Source organism: Burkholderia sp. Ac-20379 (assembly GCF_017104645.1).
GTDB lineage: Bacteria > Pseudomonadota > Gammaproteobacteria > Burkholderiales > Burkholderiaceae > Burkholderia.
On the sequence record NZ_JAAGPF010000306.1, the window covers coordinates 1 to 9,013 of the forward strand.

The window sequence follows — 9,013 nt, forward strand, 5'->3', positions numbered from 1 at the left end:
AGGCGCGCCGTTCGCCGACGCCGCGCCGCCGGCCAGCTCGGGCGTCATGCCGAGCGAGCGGATCGCGGCGGCCACCGATTCGGCGGCGCCGGGCGCGTGCACGACGGTCAGCAGCCGCTGCATCAGGTTGAAGTCGAGCGCCGAGACGGCAGCCATCCCGCCGAGCTTCTTGCGGATCAGCGTTTCCTCGGTCGGGCAATCCATCTGCATGATGCGGAACGCCGAGCGCTCGTTGCCGTCGGCGAGGCGCTGCGTGCCGGGCAAGTCGGCGAGGATCGGCGCGGCGGGGGCGCAGCAGGACGTGGCGTGATCGTGGCCATGATCGTGCGCATGGCCGGCGGCGCCGTGGTCGTGGCCATCGTGGCCGTGATCGTGGTCGTGCGCCGCGTGGTCGTGATCGCCGTGCGCGTGATCGTGATCATGACCGTGATCGCCGTGGTCATGACCGGCCGCATCGTGCGCGTGATCGTGGCCGCCCGCCTGCGCCCGTGCATCCGCCGGCTTCACCCAGCGGATCGGCGACTGCGGCGGGGCGTCGCCATGCGCGGCGTCGTGGCCGCGATCGTGCGCGCAGCAGGCCGCCTGCGACGGTGCGTCGTCGGCGCAGTGCGTGTCGTGAGTGCGGTTCGATTCGGCCATGACGTTCTCCTGATTGCTTGAGGTGTAGAGTTAACACCCTGAAGCCACTTCAGGGTCAACCGCTTCCGCCAGGAGAATCTGATGAAGATCGGCGAACTTGCCAAAGCCGCGCGCTGCACGCCCGAGACGATCCGCTTCTATGAGAAGGAGGGCCTGATGCCGGACGCCGAGCGCACCGACGCGAACTACCGGCGCTACACCGAGCTGCACGTGGAACGCCTGCGCTTCATCCGCAACTGCCGCGCGCTCGACATGACGCACGACGAAATCCGCACGCTGCTGCGCCTGACCGACGATCCGGCCGACCGCTGCGATTCGATCAATTCGCTGCTCGACGAACACATCGGCCACGTCAACGCGCGGCTCGTCGAGTTGCAGCAGTTGAAGGCCCAACTGAGCGAATTGCGCGAGCAATGTCAGGGCGATCACACGGTCGAGGATTGCGGCATCGTGCACGGCCTCGCGACCATGGAGACGCCGGAGACGAGCGCGAAACGCACCCACATCGGCTGAACACCCGCCGTATTTCATTGCGTCAAACAATGACTAGCCATAAAATGACCAGTCATTGTTTGACGATTGATTTTGCTCGCGCTCATGCCGAAATTCTCCCCCCTCGCGCTCGCCGTGCTGGCCATGCTGACCGAAGCGCCGATGCACGCGTACCGCATCCAGCAGCTCATCAAACTGCGCGGCAAGGACGACGTGATCAACGTCCGTCAGCGCAACAGCCTCTATCAAACGCTCGACCGCCTGCTGCGCGAACGCCTCGTGGTGGTTCACGAAACCGAGCGCGACGGCATGTTCCCCGAGCGCACCGTCTATGCCGTGACCGAGGCCGGCCGCACCACGGCGCGCGGCTGGCTGCGCGAACAACTCGCGCAACCGGCGCGCGAATTTCCGGCGTTTCCGGTGGCGCTGTCGGTGTTGCCGCTGCTGTCGGTGGACGACGCGCGCCGCCAGCTAGAAGCGCGCATCGTGGCGCTCGAGGAAGAACTCGAACGGCTCGACGCGGCGCGCAACGCGGCGCTCGCGCTGCAGATTCCGCGGCTGTTCCTGCTGGAGAGCGAACTGCTGCAGGCCACCGTCGAAACCGAACTCGAATGGGTGCGCAGCGTGGTGGAGCACTTGAAGGTGGGCGCGCTGACGTGGAGCGAAGCCTGGCTCAAGAACGTGGCCGAACGGCTCGCGGCCAGCGATCCGGAATAAAGAGAAAGCGATAGCGGCGGGGCAGAGCAGTACCACTACCGGCGCCAGCACCGAACCGATCCCGCGCCCCAAAACAAAACCGGCCGGCGGCACGCTTTGAAACGTGCCGGCCGGCCGGTCCCGTCGAGTCATCCGGCCTGCGCGGGGCGCACCCCGCTCAGGCCGTGCGCATTACTTGCCGCCGATGCTCTTGAGCGGTACCCACTCGCCCTTGACGACCTTGTACATCGTGATGCCGCCGTTCTTCAGATCGCCCTTCGAGTCGTACGCGATGTGCGTCGAGGTCACGCCAGCCATGTCGGTCTTCGCCAGCACCGGCAGGTACTTGGCCGGATCCGTCGAGTTGGCCTTCTTCATTGCCGTGAACATCGCCATCGCGCCGTCGTAGGCGTACGGCGAGTACGTTTGCACGTCTTCGCCGAAGCGCTTCTTGTACTTCTCGGCGTAGGCCTTGCCGCCCGGCATGTCGTTCAGCGGCAGACCGGCCAGCGAGGCGATCGTGCCGTCCGACGCGTCGGCGGCGATCTTCAGGAAGGTCGGCGTGTGAACCATTTCGCCGCTCATCAGCGGGGAGGCGAGGCCCAGCGACTTCATCTGCTTGACCATCGGCGCGCCTTGCGAATCGGCGCCGCCGTAATAGACCATATCCGGCTTGGCGGCCTTCAGCTTGGTCAGGATTGCCTTGAAGTCGACGGCCTTGTCGTTCGTGAATTCGCGATCGACGATGGTCGCGCCGGCTGCCTTGGCGGCCTTCTCGAACTGATCGGCCAGACCCTGGCCGTAGGCGGTGCGGTCGTCGACGATCGCGATCCGCTTCATGCCCAGATCCTTGACCGCGAACGCGCCGGCCACCGAGCCTTGCTGCGTGTCGGACGTCATCATCCGGAACGTGGTCTTGTAGCCCTGCGTCGTGTACTCGGGCGCCGTCGCCATCGCGATTTCGGGGATGCCGGCGTTCGCGTAGATGCGCGAAGCGGGGATCGTCGTGCCCGAATTGAAGTGGCCGAGCATGCCCTTGATGCCGTCGTCGACGAGCTTCTGCGCGACCGTCGTGCCGGTGCGCGGGTCAGCCTGGTCGTCCTGCGAGTCGAGCACGAAGGTGACCGGCTTGCCGTCGATCACCGGCTTGGTCGCGTTGAAATCCTCGATCGCGAGCACGATGCCGTTTTGCATGTCCTTGCCGTAGTGCGCCTGCGCACCCGTCATCGGCGCTGCAAAACCGATCTTCACGTCCTCCGCGTACGCGGTCCCCGCCAGCGACATGACCGCAACCAGCGTTGCGCCTGCCACTTTTTTCATCGTGTGTTGCATTAGCTTCTCCTAATACCAGGGTAGATGGAGCGGCTTCGGGTTTGCCTTGCCGCTTCCGTTTCGTCATGCCAACCAGCCGGGATCGCTCAGCCGATCGTCATCAGATTGGCGTTGCCGCCAGCCGCTGCCGTGTTCACGCTCACCGAGCGTTCCGTCAGCAGCCGCTCCAACGCGTAATCTTCGTCGCCGTTCTCGAACGCGCCCGCCGCCACGCCCTGCACCGACACGATCGGGCCGGGGCGCTGCGACACTTCCTTCACCAACGCCAGCAGTTCGTCGCTGTCGCCTTCGAACAGCACCGCGTCGAACGCCGCGTCGGCCTGCTTGCGCACCGCCGCATACGGCTTCAGCGAAGCGGGCAGGGCAGCGGCCAGCGCCTCGCCGGCCGCGCCCGCGAACAGCGCGCGGTTGCCGGTGGCGAGCACCGAGGCGAACTGCGCACGTGCGCCCTTCGCCGTTGCCGCGATGCACAACACCGTGCCGCGCGGGCCCAGCGTGTACGTATTGCGCTCGCCCGTCGGCCCCGGCAGCACCGCCGTCGCGCCGGCCAGCACGCGCGACAGGTAGCCTTCGCAGCGTGCGGCCAACGCCGGCTCGCGCTGCTCGATCAGCCAGTCGCGCAGCGCCGTCAGCGCCGACGACGGATTATCACCCGACTCGCCGTCCACCGGCGCATCGACAATAAGCGACGATTCCAACGCCTTCGGCAGGCCGGCCGGACGCGTGGCCAGCAGGCGCTGCAGATAGAGCGCGCCGCCCGCCTTCGGGCCGGTGCCCGACAGGCCTTCGCCGCCGAACGGCTGCACGCCCACCACGGCGCCCACCACGTTGCGGTTCACGTAGATGTTGCCCACGTGCGCGCGGCCGATCACGTGCGCGATCGTTTCGTCGATCCGCGTGTGGATGCCGAGCGTCAGGCCGTAGCCCGTCGAGCGCACCTGGTCGAGCAGCTTGTCGAGCGCGCTGCGGCGGTAGCGCACCACGTGCAGCACCGGGCCGAACACTTCGCGCTTGAGCTCGTCGATGCTACCGATCTCGATCAGCGTCGGCGGCACGAACGTGCCCTGCGCGCAGCCGTCCGGCATCGGCAGTTGCGTGACCGCGTGGCCCTTTTCCTTCATCGCGGCGACGTGCGTATCGATGGTCTGCTTCGCCTCGGCGTCGATCACCGGGCCGACGTCGGTCGACAGGCGATCGGGGTTGCCGAGCGTCAGCTCGTGCATCGCGCCCTTGAGCATCGTCAGCGTGCGGTCGGCCACGTCGTCCTGCAGGCAGAGCACGCGCAGCGCCGAGCAGCGCTGGCCGGCCGAATCGAACGCCGAGTTCATCACGTCGGCCACCACCTGTTCCGCGAGCGCCGACGAGTCGACGATCATCGCGTTCTGGCCGCCCGTTTCAGCGATCAGCGGGATCGGCTTGCCGTCCGGGTCGAGGCGCGCGGCCAGCACCTTGTTGATCAGGCGCGCGACTTCGGTCGAGCCGGTGAACATCACGGCGCGCGTGCGCGGATCGGACACCAGCGCCGCGCCCACCGTTTCGCCGTCACCCGGCAGCAGTTGCACCGCGCCGGCCGGCACGCCGGCTTCGCGCAGCAGGCGCACGGCCTGCGCGGCGATCAGCGGCGTTTGCTCGGCGGGCTTCGCGAGCACCGTGTTGCCGGCGGCCAGCGCCGCGGCCACCTGGCCCATGAAGATCGCCAGCGGGAAATTCCACGGGCTGATACAGACCACCGGGCCGAGCGGGCGGTGCGTGTCGTTCGAGAATTCGTCGCGGATCTGCGCCGAGTAGTAGCGCAGGAAGTCGATCGCCTCGCGAATTTCGGCCACCGCGTTCGGCAGCGATTTGCCGGCTTCGCGGATCACGAGGCCCATCAGCGTGTGCATCTGCGCTTCGAGCAAGTCGGCCGCGCGCGCCAGGCAATCGGCGCGGGCTTCGACCGGCGTGGCCTGCCAGATCGGCGCGGCCGACACGGCATGCGCGAGCGCGGCGCTCACGTGCTCCGGCGTCGCCTCGCTCACGGTGCCCACCACGTCGCGCTGATCGGACGGGTTGCGCACGTCGCGCGCCGGGGCGTCGGACAGCGCTTCGTCGGCCAGCATCGGCGCGGCGCGCCACGGGTGATGCGCGCTCGTCAGCAGCGCCGACGACAGCGACGCCAGACGATGCTCGTTCGACAGATCGAGGCCCATCGAATTGGCGCGCGATTCGCCGTACAGGCCTTGCGGCAGCGGGATCTTCGCGTGCGGCGCGCCGAGCGGGACGATCTTGGCGGCTTCGTCGACCGGATCGGCCACCAGTTCCTTGACCGGCACGGCCTTGTCGGCGATGCGGTTCACGAACGAGGTGTTCGCGCCGTTCTCGAGCAGGCGGCGCACAAGGTAGGCGAGCAGCGTTTCATGCGTGCCGACCGGCGCGTAGACGCGGCACGGACGGTTCAGCTTGTCGCGGCCCGTGACTTCCTCGTACAGCGGCTCGCCCATGCCGTGCAGGCACTGGAATTCGTACTGGCCGGGGTAGTAGTTGCCGCCGGCCAGGTGATAGATGGCCGACAGCGTGTGCGCGTTGTGCGTGGCGAACTGCGGATAGACGGCATCGGGCGCGCCGAGCAGCTTCTTCGCGCAGGCCACGTACGACACGTCGGTGTAGATCTTGCGCGTGTAGACCGGATAGCCTTCGAGGCCATCGACCTGGGCACGCTTGATTTCGGAGTCCCAATACGCGCCCTTCACGAGGCGGATCATCAGGCGGTGACGGCTGCGGCGCGCCAGATCGATCAGGTAGTCGATCACGAACGGGCAGCGCTTCTGGTACGCCTGCACCACGAAGCCGATGCCGTTCCAGCCGGCCAGCTCCGGATCGAAGCAGAGCGCCTCGAGCAGGTCGAGCGAGATTTCGAGGCGGTCGGCTTCCTCGGCGTCGATATTGAGGCCGATGTCGTAGCGGCGCGCGAGCAGCGCCAGCGCGCGCACGCGCGGCAGCAGCTCGCTCATCGTGCGGTCCTGCTGCGCGCGCGAGTAGCGCGGATGCAGCGCCGACAGCTTGATCGAGATGCCCGGGCCTTCGTAGATGCCGCGGCTGCCGGCGGCCTTGCCGATCGCGTGGATCGCCTGTTCGTAGGACGCGTAGTAGCGCTGCGCATCCTCCTCGGTGGTGGCCGCCTCGCCGAGCATGTCGTACGAGTAGCGGAAGCCGCGCGCTTCGTACTTGCGGCTGTTGGCCAGCGCTTCGGAGATCGTTTCGCCGGTGACGAACTGCTCGCCCATCAGGCGCATCGCCATGTCCACGCCCTTGCGGATCAGCGGCTCGCCGCCGCGGCCGATCAGGCGCGTCAGCGCCGACGACAGGCCGGTTTCGCTGTTGGTGGTGACGAGCTTGCCGGTGATCATCAGGCCCCAGGTGGCGGCGTTGACGAACAGCGACGGCGCCTGGCCCATGTGCGAGCGCCAGTCGCCCTTGCTGATCTTGTCGCGGATCAGCGCGTCGCGCGTGGCGCGATCGGGAATGCGCAGCAGCGCTTCGGCCAGGCACATCAGCGCGACGCCTTCCTGGCTCGACAGCGAGAATTCGTGGATCAGCCCTTCGACGCCGCCGCCCGAACTCTTGGTGCGCAGCGCCTCGACCAGCTTGGCGGCCATCGATTGCACGTCGGCCGCGAGGTTGGCGGGCAGGCGCGCCTGGCCCAGCAGGAACGGCACGCACTCCGGTTCGGGACGGCGATAGGCCGCCGTGATCGCGGCGCGCAGCACCGATTGCGGCTGCACGCTTTGCGCGAATTCGAGGAACGGGTGCGGGGCGCCGTCGTCTTGATCCTGGCTGTCGGCCAGCTCGGCGAAACCGTTGCGGCCCGACAGTTCGGCCGGCAGATGGCCGTGCTCGATCTTTTCCAGATACGCGAAGATCGCTTGCTTGATCAGCCAGTGAGGGGTGCGCTCCAGCCGGGCGGCCGCGTCCTTCAGACGCGAACGGAGCAGATCGTCGACTTTGACGCCTAGGGTGGTGCTTGCCATGATTCCTTCTGTGCCAGGCCTTGGCCGGCTGTCGCGTGAAGATAAGATTCGCGAAATCCTATGCCACACAATAAAAAGGTGCAACCGATTCGACGATCCGGTTGCACCCTTACAAAATTCTTTGGAATCAATGCATTAGAGCATTGCAACCGGCTGTCGCCAAGCATCCGCCGGATCGGTATTTTCCCTTAGCCCACAAAAGTGCCACCGGCGCAATCCGGTATGCACCGGAATGGTGAAACCCGTTTGCGACGGTGTGCGGGAGGTGGGGCGATGTGAGCGCCGGCTATCGCCGATGCGGTGACGGGCCTTGTACGACAAGGCTTTGCGGCTGACAGGCGACAGCCCGGCGAGTGCGACGGCGGCAACCTGCGCAACCGTTGCCGCATGCCGGCGCGACGCGAAACCGTCGTGCCGGCGCGGCGGTTGCACCACTTCGATGCATGCGGGGTGACGCTATTTTTCGGCCTCGGCAGGCCGATTCGAGCGCGGCAGCGCACCGACAACCGCACCGTTTTTATCGATGCCGCATTTCGCTCAGATATCGAGCGGGTCGACTTCGACGCTCCAGCGCAATACGCCCTTCAATTCGCGCAACCGCGGTTGCCACGCCGCCAGCACGTGTTGCAACACCGCGCGCGAGGCGCTTTCGACCAGCAGTTGCGCACGGTGCACGTTGAACACCTTGACGATGGTCATCGGCACCGCGTCGTAGGCGGTCACGCGTTCGGCGCCGGGCAGCGTCGCCAGCTCGGCGGCGGCGGCCTGCAGGAACGCCAGCGCGGCGTCGATCGTGCGGCCCTCGGCGCGCAGCAGCGCCTGATAGACGAACGGCGGCAGATGCGCGTCGCGCCGCTCGGCCAGCGTGGCAGCGGCGAAGCCCACGTAATCGTGGCGCGACAGCGCGTGATAGAGCGCGTGGCGCGGGTAACGCGACTGGATCAGCACCTCGCCGGGCAGCCCGGCGCGGCCCGCGCGGCCGCTGACCTGCATCAGTTGCGCGAACATCCGCTCGGTCGCGCGGAAATCGGCCGAGAACAGCGCCGTATCGGCATTGAGCACGCCGACCAGCGAGACGCGCCGGAAATCGTGGCCCTTCGCGATCATCTGCGTGCCGACCAGGATGTCGACCTCGCCCGCGTGCACCTCGGAGAACAGCGCCTGGGCGCTGCCCTTGCGGCGCGTGCTGTCGGCGTCGATGCGCAGGATCCGCGCGCCGGGCACCGCCTCGGCCAGCGTCTCCTCGATGCGCTGCGTGCCGCGGCCGAGCGGCGCGACGTCGACGTTGCCGCATTCCGGGCACGAGTGCGGGATGCGCGATTCCCAGCCGCAATGGTGGCAGCGCAGCGCGCGCTCGGGCTTGTGCAGCACCACGTAGGCGCTGCAGCGCGGGCAGCCGGCCACCCAGCCGCAGGCGTCGCAGGCCAGCGCGGGCGCGTAGCCGCGGCGGTTCAGGAAGATCAGGCTCTGCTCGCCGCGTTCGAGGCGGCCCTTGAGCGCCGCGACGAGCGGCCCGGCAAGCCCGCCGATCGAGGCGCGCCCGCGCCGCCGTTCCTCCTCGAGATCGATCAGCTTGACGGTGGGCAGCACCGCGTCGGCCACGGCCCGGCGCGTGAGCGTGAGCCGCGTGTAGCGGCCCTGTTCGGCCTGCCACCAGCTTTCCAGCGACGGCGTGGCCGAGCCGAGCACGACCGGGATGTCGAGCCGCTTGGCGCGCCAGACGGCCAGATCGCGCGCCGAATAGCGCAAGCCTTCCTGCTGCTTGTAGGCCGGCTCGTGCTCCTCGTCCACCACGATCATCGCGAGCGCGGGCAGCGAGGCCAGCACCGCGAGCCGCGTGCCGAGCA

The 9,013-nt window shown here is 67.8% G+C and carries 5 protein-coding genes and 1 pseudogene; 2 read left to right on the forward strand and 4 right to left on the reverse strand.

The window, feature by feature from the left end; genetic code table 11:
* Positions 1-639, reverse strand: a pseudogene (locus G3N92_RS26960) (heavy-metal-associated domain-containing protein); the annotation flags it as partial.
* 81 nt (positions 640-720) lie between these two features.
* Between G3N92_RS26960 and cadR the strand changes: the two are divergent.
* Positions 721-1,152, forward strand: a complete 432-nt coding sequence (gene cadR / locus G3N92_RS26965) for a Cd(II)/Pb(II)-responsive transcriptional regulator (protein ID WP_206130640.1) — start codon at positions 721-723, stop codon at positions 1,150-1,152.
* Between the two features lie 84 nt (positions 1,153-1,236).
* Complete coding sequence (locus tag G3N92_RS26970) at positions 1,237-1,848, forward strand: PadR family transcriptional regulator (RefSeq protein ID WP_206130641.1); 612 nt, start codon at positions 1,237-1,239, stop codon at positions 1,846-1,848.
* A 171-nt stretch (positions 1,849-2,019) separates the two neighbouring features.
* Here G3N92_RS26970 and G3N92_RS26975 read toward each other — a convergent pair whose 3' ends face one another.
* The 3 genes from G3N92_RS26975 to priA all read right to left on the reverse strand — a co-directional run.
* Positions 2,020-3,159, reverse strand: coding sequence for a branched-chain amino acid ABC transporter substrate-binding protein (locus G3N92_RS26975; RefSeq protein ID WP_206130642.1), 1,140 nt, complete (start codon positions 3,157-3,159; stop codon positions 2,020-2,022).
* An 86-nt stretch (positions 3,160-3,245) separates the two neighbouring features.
* The gene (gene putA / locus G3N92_RS26980) at positions 3,246-7,166 is read right to left on the reverse strand and encodes a trifunctional transcriptional regulator/proline dehydrogenase/L-glutamate gamma-semialdehyde dehydrogenase (RefSeq protein ID WP_206130643.1); all 3,921 of its coding nucleotides are present in this window, start codon (positions 7,164-7,166) and stop codon (positions 3,246-3,248) included.
* A 537-nt stretch (positions 7,167-7,703) separates the two neighbouring features.
* A partial coding sequence (gene priA / locus G3N92_RS26985) for a primosomal protein N' (RefSeq protein ID WP_206130644.1) occupies positions 7,704-9,013 on the reverse strand: 1,310 nt, incomplete at its 5' end.

What these genes read in the sequence shown, in the direction of transcription:
- G3N92_RS26970 (WP_206130641.1), top strand. Translation starts at nt 1,237, where the DNA reads ATGCCGAAATTCTCCCCCCTCGCGCTCGCCGTGCTGGCCATGCTGACC.
- cadR (WP_206130640.1), top strand. Translation starts at nt 721, where the DNA reads ATGAAGATCGGCGAACTTGCCAAAGCCGCGCGCTGCACGCCCGAGACG.
- G3N92_RS26975 (WP_206130642.1), bottom strand. Translation starts at nt 3,159, where the DNA reads ATGCAACACACGATGAAAAAAGTGGCAGGCGCAACGCTGGTTGCGGTC.
- putA (WP_206130643.1), bottom strand. Translation starts at nt 7,166, where the DNA reads ATGGCAAGCACCACCCTAGGCGTCAAAGTCGACGATCTGCTCCGTTCG.